This is a genomic window from Pseudomonas sp. TE12234, from assembly GCF_054061835.1.
Genome location: NZ_JBSSEP010000018.1, coordinates 33,098 through 51,041, shown reverse-complemented (window position 1 = coordinate 51,041; position 17,944 = coordinate 33,098). Strand labels below are relative to the sequence as shown.

The window sequence follows — 17,944 nt, the reverse complement described above, 5'->3', positions numbered from 1 at the left end:
GATAGGTCGGGTACTACAGATCGTAAGTAAAGGACTGGACGTAGGTACTGCCGGCTGCCGGCTTGCCGGCGCCTTTGGAGGTCAGCGGGACACTGACATCGGCGCGAGACTCGCGCTTGTCTTCGACGGCGCCGTCAATCCGGATCTGGTAACCGGCGTCGATCAAGGTATCCGCCAGCTCAACGCTGACTTTGAGCGTGCGTCCGCTGCCGACGCTGGCGCCGCTGACGCCGTCAAACTCGCTCGGGTTCATGCCACTGCCGCGGGCCCAATCGCCCAGGTGCTTGTAGTACTTGGCCTTCTTGCCGGCGACCCAGAGGGTTTTCTGGTACTGGCCATTGGCATCGGTGACATAGATCGCCAGGTAGGCGTCGTTGCCGCCGTAGTCCTTGAGTTGCGTAGTCAGCGTGACTTCCCGGGCCTGGGCGAGGCCCGGCAGGGCAATGGCGCCGGCGAGGCAGGTGGCTGCAATGATCTTTTTCATGGGAATGTCCTGTTGATCGTCTGGTCGAGAGCCTGAACCTGATTGCTGACAGCAACCTGAAACCCGGGAATTAATCCTCGGCAGCTCGTCATTCGGTGATGGGCCGAGCGAGGTAGTCTCCGGCATCGCCGTCGTCCTTGAAGCGGATCTCCAGCTTGCGCAAATGCAGGGAGGCCGGCGCGTAACTGGCTTCGATCGCGTTGCCCTTGCGATCCAGGCCCCTGATTTCGTAACAGCCGTCGTCGACCTTGATCCGTTGCACGCTCCAGCCATATTGCTGTTGAACCTGCTGGCGCAGCGTTTCGCGCGGCTGCCAGTCGGACACCGGGTCGCTGCAGTCTTCGTCGGCCAGCACATAACCACTGAGCGACAGGCTCAGCAGCACAGCACTGGCCATAAAACCTGATTTCATGATCTGTCTCCTGCCATGGTCGGCGTCTGTGGCATACCCTAAAGTGCAATCCTGACAACCAGCTGAATCTTCAGATTCACGTCAGGTACGGCGATTAAGGTGCTATACGTCAACCATCACAGGAGGTGCCAGATGCGGGTTTTATTGGTCGAGGATGCGCCGGGGCTGGGGGATGCGGTGCGCGAGCAGATCGCCGACGATGGCCACGCCGTGGACTGGGTGCAGCGCCTTGAGCATGCGCGCAACAGTGTGCGCAGCACGCCTTATGACTTGATCCTCCTCGACCTGATGCTGCCCGACGGTCGCGGGCTGGACTTTTTGCGCCAGCAGCGCGCAGCCGGGGATGTGACCCCGGTGATCATCCTGACGGCCCAGGATCAGATCTCCGACCGCATCGCCGGTCTCAATGCCGGGGCCGACGACTACCTGGTCAAGCCATTCGATCTGTTCGAGCTGTCTGCCCGTGTGGCGGCGGTGGCCCGGCGTTACAGCGGCAATCCCAATCCGCAAATCAGATTGGGCGACCTGCAGGTGGACGTCAGTGCGCGCACGGTGCAGCGAGCAGGCGTGACCGTGGACCTGACGGCGCGTGAATGGGCATTGTTCGAGGCCTTCGTCCAGCGCCCCAGTGCGCTGTTGTCCAAGTCGCAACTCGAAGAGCGGCTCTATGCCTTTGGCGCTGAAATCGAGAGCAACACCATCGAGGTCTACATCAGTCGACTGCGCAAGAAGCTCGGCCGTGACCTGATTGAAACCGTGCGCGGCATGGGTTATCGGCTGATGTCCGCATGAAGTCTTCCAGTCTGCAGAAACGTCTGGGCATCGGCCTGACGCTGGGCATGACCCTGCTCTGGCTGGGGGCGACGGTGGGTACATGGCTGGTGGTGCAGCATGAGTTGAACGAGGCGTTCGACAGCGCCCTGGAAGAAACCGCGCAACGCATCCTGCCGCTGGCCGTGCTGGAAATCAGCAACCGCGAAGAGCCCCGCGATGCCCAGCATGTCGCCCCGCTCAAAACCCACAAGGAATACCTGACGTACCTGGTACGCAATGGTGAGGGGCAGATTCTGATGCAGTCCCATGACGCCAACCCGGACATCTTCAGCAAGCACCCGGCGGAAGGTTTCACGACCACGGAAAAGTACCGTTTGTACGGGGCCAGTGCGTTGCGAGAAACGGTGTTCATCGAGATCGCCGAACCCCTGGGCCATCGCCGTGAAGCGGCGCGGGAAGCCTTGTTTGCCCTGTTGCTGCCGCTGTCGGCATTGATCCCGGTCAGCCTGTTGGGCATCTGGTTGTTTGTGCGCATCAGCCTGCGCAGCGTAATAGCCTATCGGCGGGCCGTGGAGGCTCGCGGGGTCGGCGATCTGTCGCCGATCAAGGTGGCGCGCCTGCCGGCGGAAATCGATCCGTTGGCCGAAGCGGTCAATCATTTGCTGGAGCGTTTTCGCAAGGCCCTGGAGGCCGAGCGCAGCTTTACCGCCAACAGTGCCCATGAACTGCGCACGCCGCTGGCGGCGACGCTCGCGCAGATTCAGCGCTTGCGCCACGAAGCGCCAGAAGGCCCGCTGCGGGTGAGGGCGGCGAAGATCGAAAAATCATTGCGCGAGTTGGCGCGGCTTTCCGAAAAACTCATGCAACTGGCCAAGGCCGAGGGGGGCGGGCTGTTGTCTGAAACACCGCAGGATCTGATTCCGCTGCTGGCCCATGTGGTCGATGAGTGGAACCACAGCAGCGGGGGCCGGGTCGAGTTGCGGCTTCCAGCGAAGGCCAGCGTGTATTCGGCCATCGACCCGGATGCCTTCGGCGTCCTGTTGCGCAACCTGATCGAGAACGCACTGAAGTACGGCGCGGCGGATCTGCCAGTCGAAGTGAGCTTGTCCGAATCGGCGCTCTTGCGGGTGATCAATGGTGGCCCGGCTGTGCCGGAACCGGTGTTGCAGCGCCTGACCGAGCGATTTGTGCGGGGCAACAGCGAGGCCAGCGGCTCAGGGTTGGGGCTGGCAATTGCCAGGACCATTGTCGACGGGGTCAACGCCAGAATGCTGCTGGTCTCGCCTGCGACGGGCCGGCCGGATGGTTTTGAAGTGTGCGTCTGGTTGCCAGTGGTGGCGACGCTCGAAGGTTGAGTTTGAGAGGCGCCATTATCCCTGTGCGGCGGCGTCATTCCTGTGCAATCCGACAACAGTGTATGTCCGCAAACCCGCTATTTAGGGGCGTGGTAAACGCTTAGCATCGTCTCTACCCGGTGAACCAAAGGCGTCGGTAGCCCTTGGTTCGCAGGTACAAGCAAGCAAACCTTGAACGAGACGGTGAATATCATGAACTTGGCAAAAGTAGCGATTTTTCTTGCTCTTGGCGGCCTTGGCGCGCCGGCCTTTGCGGGGGAAGCCCCGACAACGACCACACCTGTCGAACGCTACACCTACTCAACGGAACTGGACATCCACAAGGTCATTACCGTGGCCGATATTCCCAATGAGTGCGGACCGGTATCGGCGCAAATGATTTACGAGGACTCCAGCGGTCAACGCCACGTGCTGCAGTATCAAGTGATGGGCACTGGGTGTTCGAACGGTTGAGTGGGCTGCAGACGGTGGAGGGTCGACACTCCATTGCGACGGCACTAGCGAACCCGATGCTCTGACTGGCTGGCGATTTTCTCATCGGCTGCCAACAAGTTGGGGATGTGATTTTTCAGAAACTCCAGCCAGGTCTTTATTTTTGCGTCCACGAATTTTCGTGACGGGTAGATGGCAAACAAACTCAACTCTTCAAAATGATAGTCCGGCAGAACACGCACCAGGGTGCCCGCCCTGAGGCCGGCGACCGCGGAGGCTATGGGTTGAACCCCGATACCCATTCCGCTGGTGAGGGCGACCGTCATGGCATCCGCAGTGTTGACGTGAAAGGACGACTCCGGCGTATTGATCGTCTCCATGCCTTCGGGCCCCTCGAACACCCAGTTTTCAACCGGCATCACTGTGTTGACGATTCTCAGGCAGTCATGGGCATGCAACGCACCCGGCGAGTCGGGCGTTCCGCGTTTCTTCAGGTAGGCCGGCGAGGCGCAGAGAATGCTGTAAGTCGTGCCAAGCCGCTGAGCGACAAATCCCGAATCGGGCAGATCCCGCGCCAACACAATCGACATGTCATAGCCTTCTTCGAGCAAATCCGGCAGCCGATTGGTCAGGGTCAGATCGAACATGACCGAGGGATGTATTTCCCTGTACCGGGCGATGGCGTCGATCACGTAGTGATTGCCGATGGCTGACACCGCGTGAATTTTCAGCCTGCCCTTGGGATCGATTTGCGCGGTACCGGCTTCCTCTTCGGCTTCACGGATCTCTTCGAGGATTTTTTCGCAGCGCTGCAGATAGCGCACCCCGGCTTCGGTCAGCGCCAGGCGGCGGGTCGTGCGGTTGATCAGGCGGGTGCGCAGCCTGGCCTCCAGGCTGGAAACCGCTTTGGAAACGTTCGTCGTGGTGGTGTCCAACAACTGCGCCGCCGCCGTAAAGCTGCCGCTCTGGGCGACAGCCGTAAAGAAGCGCATGGTCTGGAAAACATCCATCGTTTCACCTCACAGGATCATAAAAAGGGGCGGCCCAATACAGGACCGCCCCTTGTCGTGTGTTACTTCATGCGCGGGATGAATCCGGGTACGCCGGTTTCCACCACCGAATTGAAGCGTATCCGCGTCGTAATATCCTGACGGATTTCATGCATGGCCCGGTGGGGCAGGGTCGCAATATCAAAGTTCTCGCGAATATGGCTCAGTGTTGCAGAGGTGGTCAGAAAAGCGACGCCGCGCTGCACCGACCAGGCCAGTGCCACTTGCGCCGGGCTCTTTTGCAAGCGTCGGGCGATGCCGGTAATGACCTCGTCTTCCAGCACGTTCGGTTCCATGCCATGGCCCAGTGGCGCAAACGCCAGGACGATGATTCCGTGAGCCTGACAGAATTCGAGCAGCTCCCATTCGGGCAGATAAGGGTGGGACTCGACCTGCACCACGGCGGGTTTGATCCGCGCCTGGGCCACGATCTCTTTTAGGGCTTGCAGGGTGATATCGGACAAACCGATGGACTTGCACCGGCCTTCATCCACCAGACGCTCCATTGCCCGCCAGGTCTCTATCAGCGTCACGCCCCCGTCGTAAATGATATGCCCGAATGGATCTCGCGGGTCCTGGTCGTCGCCGGGTTGAAAGGCAAAGGGTGTATGGATGAGGTAGCAGTCGATGTAGTCGACTTGCAAGCGTCGGCAGCTCGCCTCGAACGCCGGCAGCACCCGCTCCGGACGGTGGTTGGTGTTCCACAGTTTGGTGGTGATGAACAGGTCTTCGCGCTGGGCCTTGCCTGTCTCCAGGAACGCCTTGAACGCCGCGCCGACCATTTCTTCATTGCGATAGCGTTCTGCGCAATCGAAATGACGAAAGCCTGTTTCCAGCGCGTGTTTGATCGCTTGGGTGGTTACGCTCAGATCCTTGAACAACGTACCGAAGCCAACGGCCGGCATGTCGCCGCAACCGTTTACCAGGGGAAATCGGGTTTCGCGAAGCGCATCGAAAATGGGTTCGTAAGACATGTTTCTACTCCAGTGCCCGCTCGTGTAAATGTTCATGAGTGCGCTTTTGCACTACTGGTACGAAGGTTTCTGTTCGTCGCGAGAGGCCACCCGTTGCTCGAACACGCCGACGGAATTACCGCCGAGGGCGACAAACAAACGCACGGTGTCGAGGTATTGCGCGGTCTTCACCCGGATCTGGCCCAGCAGCGCCTGTTCGTAGGCACGTTCGGCCTCCAGCACCTGGAGGATGCTGTTCTCGCCTTGCGCGTAGGCTTGCTGGTTCAGGCGGAAACTGGTCTCGGCTGCCCGCAGCGCGTCGTCCTGCGCGAGGTTTTCCTCGGCGTCGTGGTTGATGGCCTGCAAGGTGTCCGCGACCTGGCCGAACGAAGTGATGACGGTCTGTTGGTAACCGGCGAGCGTTGCCTTGTAGCCGTCGATGGCCGCCTGACGTTCAGCCTTGAGCGTGCCGCCATCAAAGATCGGGCCGGCGATGCCTGCGGCGAAGCCCCAGAGCGCCGCACCGCCATTGCCGGAAGCGGCCTGAGCAAGCGTTGCGGACAGCGTGACATGGGGGTAGAGGTTGGCGGTTGCGACGCCAACGGCGGCATTGGCCATGTGCAGCTCGGCCTCCGCTTGCAGGATGTCCGGCCGGTCATGGGCCATCTCCGAAGGCAAACTGACGGGCACGTTGGACGGCAAGGCGAACTCGGCAAGATCGAAGTCCGGCGCGATCCAGTCAGCCGGACCTTTGCCGGTCAGGACCGACAGTGCGTGGCGCGCCGAATCGCGCTGCTGGGCGAGGGGTGGCAACAGCGTACGGTCCTGAGCGAGCCGGGTTTCGGCCAGCGACACATCGATTTGTGTGGTGCTGCCATTGGCGTGGGCCATGCGTACCAGTTCGAGGTTCTTGGCGTCATTGGCCAGCAGCTTCTCGACCGCACGCATCTGCGCGTTGGCCGAGGCCACCAGCAACGCCTGGCTGGCGACATCGCCGGTCAGGGTCAGGTAGGCCGCTTCGTAGCGATGCTTCTGCAGATCGGTGAAGGCTTGCTGTTCTTCGACCTGGCGTTTGTTACCGCCGAATACGTCGAGGTCGAAGCCCACTCGCGGGCCAATCGCATAAAAGTTGGAGATCGAAGGGTCCTTGGCATTGTGCGTCCGTGCGCGGCCAGCCTGGGCACCGAAATCGACTTGCGGATACAGCGCGCCTTCCGCCGCGGCGACGGAGGAGGCGGCCTGGCGGATCGTCGCGTCGGCGGCGACCAGTTCAAGGTTGCCGTCGATGGCCCGGCGCACCACCTGATCGAGTTTTGGCGAGCGAAAGGCTGACCACCACTCACCACCAACTTTTTTGCCCAGTTCGATGCGCTGTTCACCGGGCTTGTTGCCGCCCTGGCCAAGACGCTGTTCGGCTTGTTGGTCATAGTGCTGCGAGGTGCTGGCGTCAGGGGATTTGAAGTCAGGGCCGGCGGTGCAGGCGGACAGGAAGATCAGGGTCGACAGCGCACTGATTTTCGTTGGGAACAGATGACGGGATTTCATTTGGCACACTCCACGAAAACTAGTTGGTCGAAACGGGTTTGCGAAGAAAGACAACCAGTGGGCTCACCACCAGCATCACCACCATCAAAATCTTGAACTGGTCGAGCACGGCGATGAACGCGGCCTGGCCGGTGATCATTTCGTTGAGCCCCGCCAGCGCCGGCAAGGGGGCCGACACCAGCGAATGCGCGGCGGCGCGAAACGGAGTCAGGTTGCTGGCCAGCGCCATGTGCATCGCCTGGGTATTGTTGAAGAAGTACAACTGCACGACCGCAACGCCCAGGGTGCTGCCATAAGCGCGCATCAGATTGAAAAAACCGGTGCCTTCCGGGCGAAACTTGGGGTCGAGGGTGTTGAACGCCACTTTGCTGATCGATGGCATCAAGATGCCCAGGCCAATACCCTGGATCGCCCCGGCAATCGCCACCGGCGTCCAGTCCATCAACGGCGAATAACCGAGCATCATCCAGTTGGCGTACGCCACCAGTGCAACGCCCGCCGCAACGAACAGGCGTTGGTCGTATCGATCGGAGTAACGGCTCATCAGGATGAATGACCCGACTAGACCCGCACCGCGCGGCAGCGTCATCAAGCCTGTGGTGACGGGCGGATAGCCCAGGATCTCGTCCAGCATCGGCGAGGTCAGCGCCATGGTCGATAACAGCACGAAGCCAAGGGCGAAAAAGATCACCGTCGACAGCACGAAGTTGCGGTCCCTGAGCAGGCTCTTGTTGATGAAATGCACCTTTGTGGTCAGTACGTGCACGACAAACAGGTACATCCCCAGCACAAAGGCCACCGCTTCGATCCATATCTCGGTCGAGGCAAACCAGTCCAGACGCTCACCCCGGTCGAGGAGCATTTGCAGGCCGATCATGCTCAGGGTGAAGGTGCCGAAGCCGAAGAAGTCATACGGCGGTTTGGTCTCGGCCTTTTTTTCGGCAAGCAGTAGCGCCACCACCAGAAAAATGAACACCGACAGCGGAACACTGGCGTAGAACATCGAGCGCCAGCCGTGATATTCGCTGAGCCAACCGCCGACCGTCGGGCCGGTGGCAATGCCCAGGAGCACAACGGCGGTGAACACCGCGCCAAATTTCGGCCGCCGTGCCGGTGGCAGCGTCTCCAGGGAAATCCCCATGGAGAGCGGCCCCAGTACGCCGCTGGCGATGCCCTGAACAATCCGCGCACCGACGAACTCCAGCGGGGTGGTCGCGGCCGTGGCGAGCAGCAGGCCCACGATGAACAGGACGATCGCGGCTTGATAGACGAGCTTCAAGCCAAAGCGCCCGGCAAGCCATTGCGCAAGCGGCAGGGTGATGGCGCTGGCACCGAGGTAGGCGGTGAATATCCACCCGGCCTGGTCGTCGGTCATCGACACGCTGCCCTGGATAAACCGCAGTGCCGAGTTCGGCAACGGCAGGTTCGCCGACTGCATATAGGTCGCCAGCAACGCGGCGAACCTGAGCGAGCGCGCACCACCGTCCTGCGGGGTAGCAATCGCGTTGGCGTTCATCAGGAGTTACCTGCGGTCAACAGTGCTTTAAGCGGTTGCCACCATGGCGTGCTGTGGCCCGTGTCGACCTTGACCGTGGCGCTGGTGCCGGAATACAGCGGCAGGTCGGGGTTCACTTCGTCCAGCTCGAGACGAACCGGGACCCGCTGGACAACCTTGACCCAGTTACCGGTGGCATTTTCCGGCGGCAGCAGGGCGAAGTCCGATCCGGCGCCAGGGCTCATGCTGGTGACGTGGGCCTTGAACAGGTGATCGGGGTAGGTATCGATGCGGATGGTCGCTTCCTGGCCGGGGCGCATGTGGGTGACTTCCGTTTCGCGGAAGTTGGCTTCAACCCAGATCTCGTGGGCGGAGATCAGCGCAAACGCCGGGGCACCGTTGTTGACGAAGTTGCCGACCTGGAGATCGTCGACCTTGGCGACGATGCCATCATCCGGCGCGTACACCGTGGCATACGAGAGGTACAGCTGCGCCTCGTCGAGCTGCGCCTTGGCCTCACGAACGGTCGGGTGACTGTCGGCATCGATATTGGGGTTGCCGTTCAAGGCGACAACCGTGCTGGCGATCTGTTGTTCGATGGAGGCAATGCGCTGGCGTGCGACTTTGACGTCGGTATCGGCGCGTTCGTAAATGGCACGGGAGACGAACTCAGAGGCCACCAGCGCCTTCTTGCGGGCAAACTCTCGCTGATCGAAATCAGCCGATTCTTTGGCCGATTGCAATTCAGCCTGCTGTTGCCGATAGCTGGCCTTGAGCCCGTCGATGCGCAGCCGCGCCACGCTCAGCTGTGCTTCGGCACGGTTGACGGCAATCTGGAAGGGCTTGGGGTCGATCCGGAACAGCACCTGGCCCTTGTGAACCGGCTGGTTGTCCTCGACCGCGATTTCGATCACTTGCCCGGAAACACGAGCATTGATCGAGGACTTCGCTACCCGGGCGTAGGCGTTGTCGGTCGAAACGATGGGTTGACCCGCCATGTAGTGGGCGTAGCCCACCACGGCGAAGAGGGCAGGTACGCCCATCATCAGCCATGGCCGCAATTTTTCCTTGAGCGGTTTCCTGGCCGGTCCTGGGTGTTCAATGGCTTGCGAAGCCGGGATGTCGAACTGTTTAGTCATGATCGAATACACCTTTAACCGGGAATCGGGCGGCCGGCAGCAAGAAGCGCCTGGGGCCCTGACGTTGATAATTGCCGTTAGAAAGCCAACCGGTGGGCAGTGGGGAGGGTGGCTCCGCTGCCGCTGTTTCGTCGCCGCAATACCCGGTTCGAGCCTCGCTTCAACAAACCTGACACCGAGGAACTTTTGGTTCCTTAATTTTGTGCGATGGTGTAAGAATATCCCTGCACTCACCTTCATTCAAGGATTTTGTACAACATGGCACAAAATAAAGTTCCAGAGGGCAAAGGCCGGGGCCGGCCTCGCGCCTACGACCCGCAGACAGCGCTGCAGCAAGCGCTTGGTGTGTTCTGGAGCACCGGCTATTCCGGCGCTTCTCTAGATAGCATCGCCACGGCGGCGGGCATGAATCGCCCCAGCCTGTATGCGGCTTTCGGTGACAAACACGCGATATACCTCAAGGCGCTCGAGCAGTATTGGGAGTTCGCCGTGGCGTCCATGCATGAGGCGTTGACGGACCCGGCGCTGCCCTTGCGCGAGGCGCTGACGCGGCTTTATGAGGGGCAGTTGTCGATTTACTTTTCGGGCGAGGGCCAGCCCCGTGGCTGCTTCGCCATCGGCACGGCGACAACCGAAGCGGTGGAGGACGCGGAAATACGCGACATTCTTTCCGATCGAATCAACAGGCTCGATGCCGACCTGGAAACGCGTCTGCGTCTGGCCATTGATTGCGGCGAATTGAAAAGCGATGTCGATGTGGCGGCCCTGGCGGTACTGGCCTCATCGCTGCTGCACAGCATTTCGATTCGTGCCCGGGCGGGCAAATCCCGCGAAGAGTTGACGGCGCTCGCACGCAATGCGGTCGGTGTGATCTGCGGTGGCTGAACGACTCGAAGATATTCTGGCCGAGCAGCTTGCGGTGATTTTCTGCGGGATTAATCCAGGTGTGATGGCCGCCGCCCAAGGGCATCATTTTGCCGGTCGCGGCAATCGCTTCTGGCGCACCCTCCATCTTGCCGGTTTCACGCCCCAGGAGTTGCGTGCAGAAAACGACCGAACGATCCTGCAGTATCAGTGTGGATTGACAGCTGTGGTCGAACGGCCAACGGCGCGAGCGGATCAGTTGTCGATGCATGAGTTCACCGCAGCCGCTGCGGCTTTCGAGGAGAAAATCACCCGCTACGCGCCGCGTTTTGTCGCGTTTCTCGGCAAGGCGGCGTATTGCGCGTTATCCGGCCAACGGGACGTTGCGTGGGGCCTCCAGCCCCGGACCTTCGGTAATGCTTCGGTGTGGGTCCTGCCCAATCCCAGTGGGCGCAATCGCGCATTCACCCTTGAGCAACTGGTGGACGCGTATCGCCAGCTCAATGACGCAGTCGGCGTGGACCGGGTTTCGGCGTTTCAGGGCTGACGATCGGCCAGTTCTTCCAGCAGGTCGGAGGATGGCGCGAAGAACAGGCCTCCAGTGACTGCCGTGCTGAAATCCAGCAAACGGTCATGGTTGCCTGCGGGTCTGCCGGCAAACATGTTTTCGAGCATCTGTTCGAGGGGGTCGGGCGAGCGCGCATAGCCGATGAAGTAAGTGCCGAATTCTCCCGCACCAGGCTCGCACCTGACTGGCACGCTCACGGCCCGGCACCAATGTTGCAACGATGACGATCGCGCTGCTGGAAATTGGCTTGCAGATGGATTGAGGCTCGGGGGATGGGTTGTCCGTTGGCATTGACGTAGGCGTGGGCGGTTCCGTGAGCAGCGGGGCAGGGTTGAGAGACATGGGCAAAGATTAGCGGTGAGTCCGCCATCGAGGCGGAGGGCAAACGTTAAACCGATGAAAATCTGTGCGTCGGTTTTCCGCCATCCTCAATGTCAGTGTTCAGGCGCGGCATGAACCGGCTCGCATTGCATGGATTTTGGTCTGTATGGACGTAGCGGTTTTGAAAAAAAACGGCTGATTTGCACCGAAGTTGGATCCACATCGACAGCTGTAACTGCCGGAAATCTTGAAGTTTGTTTTCAAAGCCAGCGCTAACTTTCGAAAAGATAACGATAAAGTTATTTGAGAGCGTTTCCTGTTCCAACCTAATACCCAAGTCACCACTGAGAATGGGAAAACAGTGCATTTGATGCAGGTCAGTGTTGATTGGTTTGTCGGTATTTTGACGCCATTCTGCGCTGATTTTTATTTTTTTTTATTATCGTGACGAGCTATTGACGTGCTGGCTATGTGCTTATACGCTCAATTTACGCTGATGGAAAAGTCCTCTACTCAACAAACAATTCACCTCTGCGCAGGGAGGCTGTGCTATGCGACCAACACTTGTCATTAAATCCGTTTTGATTCTGATGCTCGCTAATGGTGCGGTTGCTTTTAATGCGCAGGCGTCGACTTTTTTCAATGAATTTAATCGCATGAACAATTCATGCGATGCATTAAGGTCGCAAGCGGGGAATGCGCTGGAAGAGCCTTCCGGTAGCGAGCTACTTACGCTTGGAAACGGCCTGGGTGTGCCTTCACTGGTCACCGATGTCTACTTCGATGGCGCTCAATCGGCGAAATTCAGCAGCGTCGTACATCACTCCGGCTCTACGGAAAGTGTCAATGTTCCTGCTTGCGACGGATTAATGGCGGGGACCACCAATGATCAGGTAATGGTTGATCTTAAAAGCCAGGTTACCGAGTTGACGGGAATAACCAATCAGCCGAAAGCTGTCCCGCTTTCTGCAGTGGCCTGGCTGTTCTCTTCGGCGTTATTTGGTTTCATTATGGTAGCCAACCGTCGGAAAGTTTAACTAGTGCCTGGGTTCGTTTAGGCGCCAGTTGATTTTTTAAACAAATATTTTTCCTGGTCGATATGTGTTTTTCCTTGTTTTTCTATCGGGGGATGGCGTCGATTAGTTGAGTTGTAATAGATGCACTGGGGGCGGTGTTCAGGCAAATGGATTTTGATGGTGGCCTGAATGAAATTAATTTGACGCGCTAACTAGAGGGTCGATTGCAAGGATTCAAGTCGCTGTAAAATAACAAAAATTTCTCTGGCTGAGGTAGTGCCGAATGAAATTGACCAACGACAAGCCCGAAGCGATTACAGTCTCGTGTTTTTTTTGGCATGAAGGGGGAGATAGTGATTTAGCTCCGCTTTTGTGTGAAACTCCTGACAAGGCTACTTAGGCGGAGGGATCCCGATGTTGCGTTTAATGCTACCTGCGCTCTGCGCGCTGGCTGTTTGGCCCAGCATTTCCAGTGCCAACGAAAAAGACGCGGCTTACCTGCTCAATCCGGGAGATGTCATCCATGTCTCCGTTTGGGGCGAGGCCAACATGGATCAAGACGTCACCGTACTTCCCGATGGCAGGGCCTGCATCAAACTGGTGAAATGCATCCAGGTGGCAGGGCTTGAAACCGCCGCCGCCGAATCGGCCATCGCCGCCAAACTCGTCAAATACATTCCGGATCCCGACGTCAGCGTCAGCATCAAGGACCCAAAAGGCTATCTCTTCTACTTGCAGGGCAAGGTACTAAAGCCCGGGCCAGCGCAGATGACCGGCCCAACCACCGTGCTGCAAGCCTTGAGCATGTCGGGTGGGTTGGACAAGTTTGCGGATAAGGATGGCATCAAGGTTATTCGAAACAACGGAACTACCCAAAAGTTATTGCCCGTTCACTACAGTGACTTGATCTCCGGGCGTGACATGTCCACCAACTTTGAACTTCAGGCCGGCGATACGTTGGTCGTGCCTTGATTTTGCGTGAGGTATCGGGGCTTAGCCTGCTTATGCTGCGAACAACTGGAGCTGCGACGGCATTATTGTTTTTGCCGTATTCGGGGGTGGCCTGTGCGGCCACCTGGCAATCGACGGTAGCCGTGCCGACGACTGTCGAACACGATAGTAATCCCCTGCTCGTCGGGAACAACAAAAAGGCCGTGACCCGTACGATCATCGCTCCCGATGCGACGATCGTGGGAACGTCCGACCGGGATCAGTTGAACATCGGTCTGGGAGTGAACGTCGTGCATTCATCTGACACCTCCGTCGTTCGGGATCGTGAAGACCCCAACCTGCGGTTGGGCTGGCAGCGTGACACCGAAACCGGTGCGTACGGGCTGACGGCGAGCTATGTCGAGAGTTCGACGCTCTCCAGTACCGTTCAGGAAACCGGCGTGATCGCCCCCGACGGCACCCAGAAGCAATCCACGGTGGGGGGCAACTGGCGTAGCGCGCTGAGCGACCGGACGACGTTGGCCGACGAGGCCGAATACACGGACGTCAGATATGACATTAATTCCCTGACCAGCTATGACGAGCTGTCGAACCGAGTGAGCCTGAGCTATGCCTGGAGCGATCGTCTCGAGCTGTTCACGCGTTTTGGCGCCAGGCGCTACGAGCCGACGTCCGGCTCCGGTGTTGCCTCTTCAAACAGCTATACGCCCACCGCAGGTTTCAACTTCAAGATCTCCGAAAATCTCGAAGGGTCGGCGTACGCGGGCGTCAACCAGGTCTCGGGTACGAACAGCAATCCGACGGGGCAGGGCGGGTTCAACCTGCATTATGCCGGCGAGCGCTTTGACACGACATTCGACGCCAGTCGCAGCACGATCGCCAACGGTGATGGCGGCTTCGTCGAGAGTGACAATCTGCGGGCTACATGGAGTTATTCCGTCGATGAGTTGATTCGTACCGGTATCGATACCTCATGGCAAAAAACCACAGGAGTGTCAGCCAGCACCCTTAAAAATTTCAATACCTGGGTCAGTCGTGATCTCTCGCCTTTTTGGGTTGCGCGCCTATCCTTCTCCTACAAGCAACGCCTGCAAAGCGGTTTTGCCGATGCCAGTGCCAACGTCGTGGGGTTAACCCTGACCTATAGTTACCCCGAACTCTGAAATTCAGCTGTGTGAGAACTATGGCCTCTGAATACGAAATGTCGGTTAACGATTACATCGCGATAGTCAAGCATCATGCCGTATTGGTGGTGGTGAGTATCGCTGTGATATTCGCGGTAAGCGTCATGGTGGCGATGGCCATACCCCCCGTCTATCAGTCCTCCGGCACGATCCTGGTCGAGTCCCAGCAGATTTCGCCCGACCTGGTGGCGGCAAACAACAACACGTTTGCCGACGAGCGTATTGAGGTCATTCGCCAGCGCGTGATGACCCGTGAGCACCTGGAAGCGATCATCGACAAATACAATCTCTTTGCTTCGGAGAGCCGTCGGCTAAGCATTACCGAGAAAATCGATGAGATGCGTAACTCGATTACCGTTTCCCTGGTCAGTGCTGCCGTCAAGGGGCGCGGAGAGGTCACCATCGCGTTTCGCCTGGCTTTTGAACACAAGCAGCCGGAGGTCGCGAACGAGGTCGCCAAGGAACTGGTGAGGCTGTTTCTGGATGAAAACATCAAGCAGCGTACCGAGCGAGCCAGTGAGACGACCGAGTTCCTGACCCAGGAGGCCGACAAGCTCAGGGTTGAACTGGAAACCCTGGAGAACCGCCTGGCGGACTTCAAGCAGGCCCACAGCAACGCGCTGCCCGAGCACCAGGAATTGCGCATGAACATGTTGTCGCGCGCCGAGACCGAACTTAAAGAGGTCGATCGCGACTACAAGGCAGCCCGCGAGGAGTTGCGCTTCAACGAGCTGGAAGTTTCCGCAGCCAGTGCCGGCGTAGCGAGCAAACCCGGAGCGTCGGGTACGGCGGCTGATCAACAGCAGGATTTGCCCAGCCTCAAGGCGGAGTACGCCCGGTTGTTGTCGCTGTATACGGAAGCCCACCCCGATGTGCGCGCCGTCAAACGCAAAATTGCCGCGCTCGAGTCTGCCAATGGCGGGAATAGCGGTGCAATGACGTCGGTCAGCATGGATGTTGCCAAGGCTCAGGCGCGGGTCGCGGCATCCGAAGCACGGATCAGCTCTCTGGCCGATCAGAAGAAGGAAATCCTCGCCAAAATCAATGCCTATGAGGCGCAGATTCTTGAGACGCCGCAAGTCGAGCGCGGGCTGGTCACACTGATGCGCGACCATGACAACGCGCGCAAGAAGTACGAGGAAATCCGCACCAAGGAAATGGGGGCGAAAATCTCCGAGAGCCTGGAGCAGGAAAACAAGGCCGAGCGTTTTGTGCTTCTCGAGGCGCCGTTGATGCCCGAGAAACCGGTCAGGCCCAATCGTAAAAAAGTCGTTGCCATGGGCTTTGTACTTGCCCCGGTCGGCACTGGCGCACTGGTGATGCTGCTGGAAATGTTGAACCAGCGCGTGCGCGGTGTGGAGGCGCTGACAAGCGTGTTGGGTAAACGCGTATTGGGTACCATCCCCTATATTCACACCAAGGCAGAACTTGCACGCCGCAAGCGTTGGCGCCAGTTTCTGATCCTCGGTGGAGTCGTGCTGATCGCCGTCCTTCTGGTGCTCGTGCACTTGTTCTACATGCCTCTGGACCTACTGGTGTTTAAGGCTCTGGCACGGTTTGAATAAGGAATACAGCCATGGAAATAATCAAGCCAGCGAGCGATAAAGGGGAGCCACAGGCTTCGTCGAGTCTCGTGACTACCTCGAGCGGACAGCCTGCCCCAGCCCCCACGCTCAATGCCCTCAGTTATGTGCAAACCAAGGTCGTTCCGCTACGGGCCGACCACCTTGAGCGTCACCGCATCGTGGCCTACAACAAGAACTCCCCCATGGGCGGGGCGTTCGATTTGCTGCGTACGCAGGTTCTCAAAGCCATGGAGGAAAATGGTTGGCGTACGCTGGCCATCACCTCGCCGACACCGGACTCCGGTAAAACGGTATTGGCGATCAATCTGGCGATGAGTATTGCGCATCACACCACCAAGACGGCGTTGCTGGTGGACTTCGATTTGCGTCGACCGAGGGTGGGTGCCTGCCTGGGCCTGCCGATGGAAAAGTCGCTCAATGAATTGCTGGCCGATGAAGCCGAACTGCAAGAAGTGCTGGTCAATCCGACATTGCCGCGTTTTGTGGTCTTGCCAACACGGGAACCGATCCCGCTGTCCACCGAAGTGCTGTCTTCGCCCGCGGTCAGTCATTTGATTACCGACCTTCGCGATCGCTACAACTCGCGTATCGTGATTTTCGACTTGCCACCGGTGTTGAGCTCCGATGATGTGATCACGGTCTTGCCTAAATTCGATTGCGTCCTGCTCGTGGTCGCCAATGGAATGAACAGCAAGAAAGAGATCGAGGAAAGCCTGCATCACCTGGGCTCGGCCAACCTCATTGGTACGGTGCTGAACAAGGCCGAACCCCAAAACCGCTCTTACTACTAGAACGTCAGTCTCGGGCGCTCGGCGTTTATCGCCAGCGCCTGCTGTTAATGCCAGGGGTGCTTCTGCTCCCACTTCCAGGCGTGCGTCACTATTTGCTCAAGCGAGGCAAACCGCGGCTGCCATCCCAGTAATGCCTGGGCCCGGCGTGGGTCGGCCACCAGGCGTGGCGGGTCTCCGGCGCGGCGTGGCGCGTCGCTCACGCAGATGTCCTGGCCAGTGACCTGGCGTACGGTGTCTATGACTTGCTGCACCGAGAAACCTTGACCATTGCCAAGGTTGAACGCCGTGCTGGCACCCCCTTCCAGAAGATAGTCCACGGCGAGTGCGTGAGCGGCGACGAGATCTGCAACGTGTACATAGTCGCGAATGCAGGTGCCATCGGGTGTGTCGTAATCACGGCCAAACACCGTGATCGATGGGCGCCGGCCCGAGGCCGCTTGCAGGATCAATGGCAGCAGGTGGGTTTCAGGTTCATGGCGTTCGCCCAACTGGCCTTCGGGGTCTGCTCCAGCGGCATTGAAGTAACGCAGGCAGACCGATTTGAGCCCGTATGCGCGGTCGAAATCTTCAAGCATCTGCTCCACCATCCACTTGCTGCGCCCATAAGGGTTGATCGCGGCCTTGGGGTGTTGTTCGTCGATCGGCACGTACAACGGGTCGCCATAGACGGCGGCGGTCGAGGAGAAAACGAAGTGCTTGACCCCGGCACGGACCATGGCCTGAAGGAGCGTCAGGGTGGCGGCGAGGTTGTTTTGATAGTACTTGGCCGGTTCGGCGACAGACTCTCCCACTTGTATGAATGACGCGAAGTGAAACACGGCATCGAAGTGGTGCCCGGCAAACAGGGCGTCCAGCGCCCGTGCGTCGGCGATGTCCAGTTCGACCAGGCTCCCGCCCGTCAACGCGCTGCGATGGCCGGTTGAAAAGTTGTCTGCCACCACCAGTTCATGACCGGCGCCCAGCAGCTGCTTGACCATGTGCGAGCCGATATAGCCCGCGCCCCCCACCACCAAAAATTTCATCCT

Annotated in this window: 18 protein-coding genes and 1 pseudogene; 10 read left to right on the top strand and 9 right to left on the bottom strand. The window is 59.0% G+C overall.

Annotated elements, in window-relative coordinates:
- Positions 1-13 precede the first annotated feature (13 nt).
- Together ACVWYU_RS23800 and ACVWYU_RS23795 are read right to left on the bottom strand one after the other, a co-directional pair.
- Positions 14-484: a DUF2271 domain-containing protein gene (locus ACVWYU_RS23800; protein ID WP_247255098.1), complete on the bottom strand. Its 471-nt coding sequence runs from the start codon at positions 482-484 to the stop codon at positions 14-16.
- An 88-nt stretch (positions 485-572) separates the two neighbouring features.
- Complete coding sequence (locus ACVWYU_RS23795; RefSeq protein ID WP_457373808.1) at positions 573-896, bottom strand: PepSY domain-containing protein; 324 nt, start codon at positions 894-896, stop codon at positions 573-575.
- A 132-nt stretch (positions 897-1,028) separates the two neighbouring features.
- Between ACVWYU_RS23795 and ACVWYU_RS23790 the strand changes: the two genes are divergently transcribed.
- From ACVWYU_RS23790 to ACVWYU_RS23780, 3 genes are all read left to right on the top strand, one after another.
- A complete protein-coding gene (locus ACVWYU_RS23790) occupies positions 1,029-1,688 on the top strand; it encodes a response regulator transcription factor (RefSeq protein WP_090319747.1) in 660 nt (219 codons plus the stop codon).
- Positions 1,685-3,025: an ATP-binding protein gene (locus ACVWYU_RS23785; protein WP_457373807.1), complete on the top strand. Its 1,341-nt coding sequence runs from the start codon at positions 1,685-1,687 to the stop codon at positions 3,023-3,025. The genes ACVWYU_RS23790 and ACVWYU_RS23785 overlap by 4 nt, the downstream gene beginning before the upstream one ends.
- Before the next feature lie 192 nt (positions 3,026-3,217).
- Positions 3,218-3,478: a DUF2790 domain-containing protein gene (locus tag ACVWYU_RS23780; RefSeq protein WP_090319753.1), complete on the top strand. Its 261-nt coding sequence runs from the start codon at positions 3,218-3,220 to the stop codon at positions 3,476-3,478.
- Positions 3,479-3,522: 44 nt separating this feature from the next.
- On the opposite strand, the gene ACVWYU_RS23775 is transcribed toward ACVWYU_RS23780, so the two are convergent.
- The 5 genes from ACVWYU_RS23775 to ACVWYU_RS23755 all read right to left on the bottom strand — a co-directional run bounded on the left by ACVWYU_RS23775 (position 3,523) and on the right by ACVWYU_RS23755 (position 9,638).
- Positions 3,523-4,467, bottom strand: a complete 945-nt coding sequence (locus ACVWYU_RS23775; RefSeq protein ID WP_248914226.1) for a LysR family transcriptional regulator — start codon at positions 4,465-4,467, stop codon at positions 3,523-3,525.
- 62 nt (positions 4,468-4,529) lie between these two features.
- Positions 4,530-5,480, bottom strand: a complete 951-nt coding sequence (locus ACVWYU_RS23770) for an aldo/keto reductase (RefSeq protein WP_247255095.1) — start codon at positions 5,478-5,480, stop codon at positions 4,530-4,532.
- A 51-nt stretch (positions 5,481-5,531) separates the two neighbouring features.
- Positions 5,532-7,004 (bottom strand): efflux transporter outer membrane subunit, encoded by a 1,473-nt coding sequence (locus ACVWYU_RS23765; protein ID WP_457373806.1) that lies wholly within the window; start codon positions 7,002-7,004, stop codon positions 5,532-5,534.
- Between the two features lie 19 nt (positions 7,005-7,023).
- Positions 7,024-8,520 (bottom strand): DHA2 family efflux MFS transporter permease subunit, encoded by a 1,497-nt coding sequence (locus ACVWYU_RS23760; protein WP_457373805.1) that lies wholly within the window; start codon positions 8,518-8,520, stop codon positions 7,024-7,026.
- Complete coding sequence (locus ACVWYU_RS23755) at positions 8,520-9,638, bottom strand: HlyD family secretion protein (RefSeq protein ID WP_248914229.1); 1,119 nt, start codon at positions 9,636-9,638, stop codon at positions 8,520-8,522. Before ACVWYU_RS23755 ends, ACVWYU_RS23760 begins: the two co-directional genes overlap by 1 nt.
- Positions 9,639-9,896: 258 nt before the next feature.
- Between ACVWYU_RS23755 and ACVWYU_RS23750 the strand changes: the two genes are divergently transcribed.
- Both ACVWYU_RS23750 and mug read left to right on the top strand, forming a co-directional pair.
- Entirely contained in the window at positions 9,897-10,523 is a 627-nt protein-coding gene (locus ACVWYU_RS23750; protein ID WP_247255091.1) for a TetR/AcrR family transcriptional regulator, read from the top strand.
- Positions 10,516-11,049 carry a G/U mismatch-specific DNA glycosylase gene (gene mug, locus ACVWYU_RS23745; protein ID WP_457373804.1) on the top strand — a complete coding sequence of 178 codons (534 nt, stop codon included), beginning with the start codon at positions 10,516-10,518 and terminating at the stop codon, positions 11,047-11,049. Before ACVWYU_RS23750 ends, mug begins: the two co-directional genes overlap by 8 nt.
- Here the strand turns inward: mug and ACVWYU_RS23740 are convergent.
- A pseudogene (locus tag ACVWYU_RS23740) lies at positions 11,040-11,243 on the bottom strand (Dyp-type peroxidase); the annotation flags it as partial. The gene mug and the pseudogene ACVWYU_RS23740 sit on opposite strands and share 10 nt — an antisense overlap.
- A 699-nt stretch (positions 11,244-11,942) precedes the next feature.
- On the opposite strand from ACVWYU_RS23740, the gene ACVWYU_RS23735 reads away from it, so the two are divergent.
- The 5 genes from ACVWYU_RS23735 (at position 11,943) to ACVWYU_RS23715 (ending at position 16,919) form a co-directional block, all read left to right on the top strand.
- Positions 11,943-12,428, top strand: coding sequence for a hypothetical protein (locus ACVWYU_RS23735; RefSeq protein WP_390955476.1), 486 nt, complete (start codon positions 11,943-11,945; stop codon positions 12,426-12,428).
- 393 nt (positions 12,429-12,821) lie between these two features.
- The gene (locus tag ACVWYU_RS23730) at positions 12,822-13,379 is read left to right on the top strand and encodes a polysaccharide biosynthesis/export family protein (protein WP_247255087.1); all 558 of its coding nucleotides are present in this window, start codon (positions 12,822-12,824) and stop codon (positions 13,377-13,379) included.
- Positions 13,380-13,405: 26 nt separating this feature from the next.
- A complete protein-coding gene (locus ACVWYU_RS23725) occupies positions 13,406-14,521 on the top strand; it encodes a porin family protein (RefSeq protein WP_390959901.1) in 1,116 nt (371 codons plus the stop codon).
- A 20-nt stretch (positions 14,522-14,541) separates the two neighbouring features.
- The gene (locus ACVWYU_RS23720) at positions 14,542-16,107 is read left to right on the top strand and encodes a GumC family protein (protein ID WP_390955477.1); all 1,566 of its coding nucleotides are present in this window, start codon (positions 14,542-14,544) and stop codon (positions 16,105-16,107) included.
- Between the two features lie 11 nt (positions 16,108-16,118).
- The gene (locus ACVWYU_RS23715) at positions 16,119-16,919 is read left to right on the top strand and encodes a CpsD/CapB family tyrosine-protein kinase (RefSeq protein ID WP_247255085.1); all 801 of its coding nucleotides are present in this window, start codon (positions 16,119-16,121) and stop codon (positions 16,917-16,919) included.
- A 44-nt stretch (positions 16,920-16,963) separates the two neighbouring features.
- Here ACVWYU_RS23715 and galE read toward each other — a convergent pair whose 3' ends face one another.
- A complete protein-coding gene (gene galE, locus ACVWYU_RS23710) occupies positions 16,964-17,941 on the bottom strand; it encodes a UDP-glucose 4-epimerase GalE (protein WP_457373803.1) in 978 nt (325 codons plus the stop codon).
- Positions 17,942-17,944 lie beyond the last annotated feature (3 nt).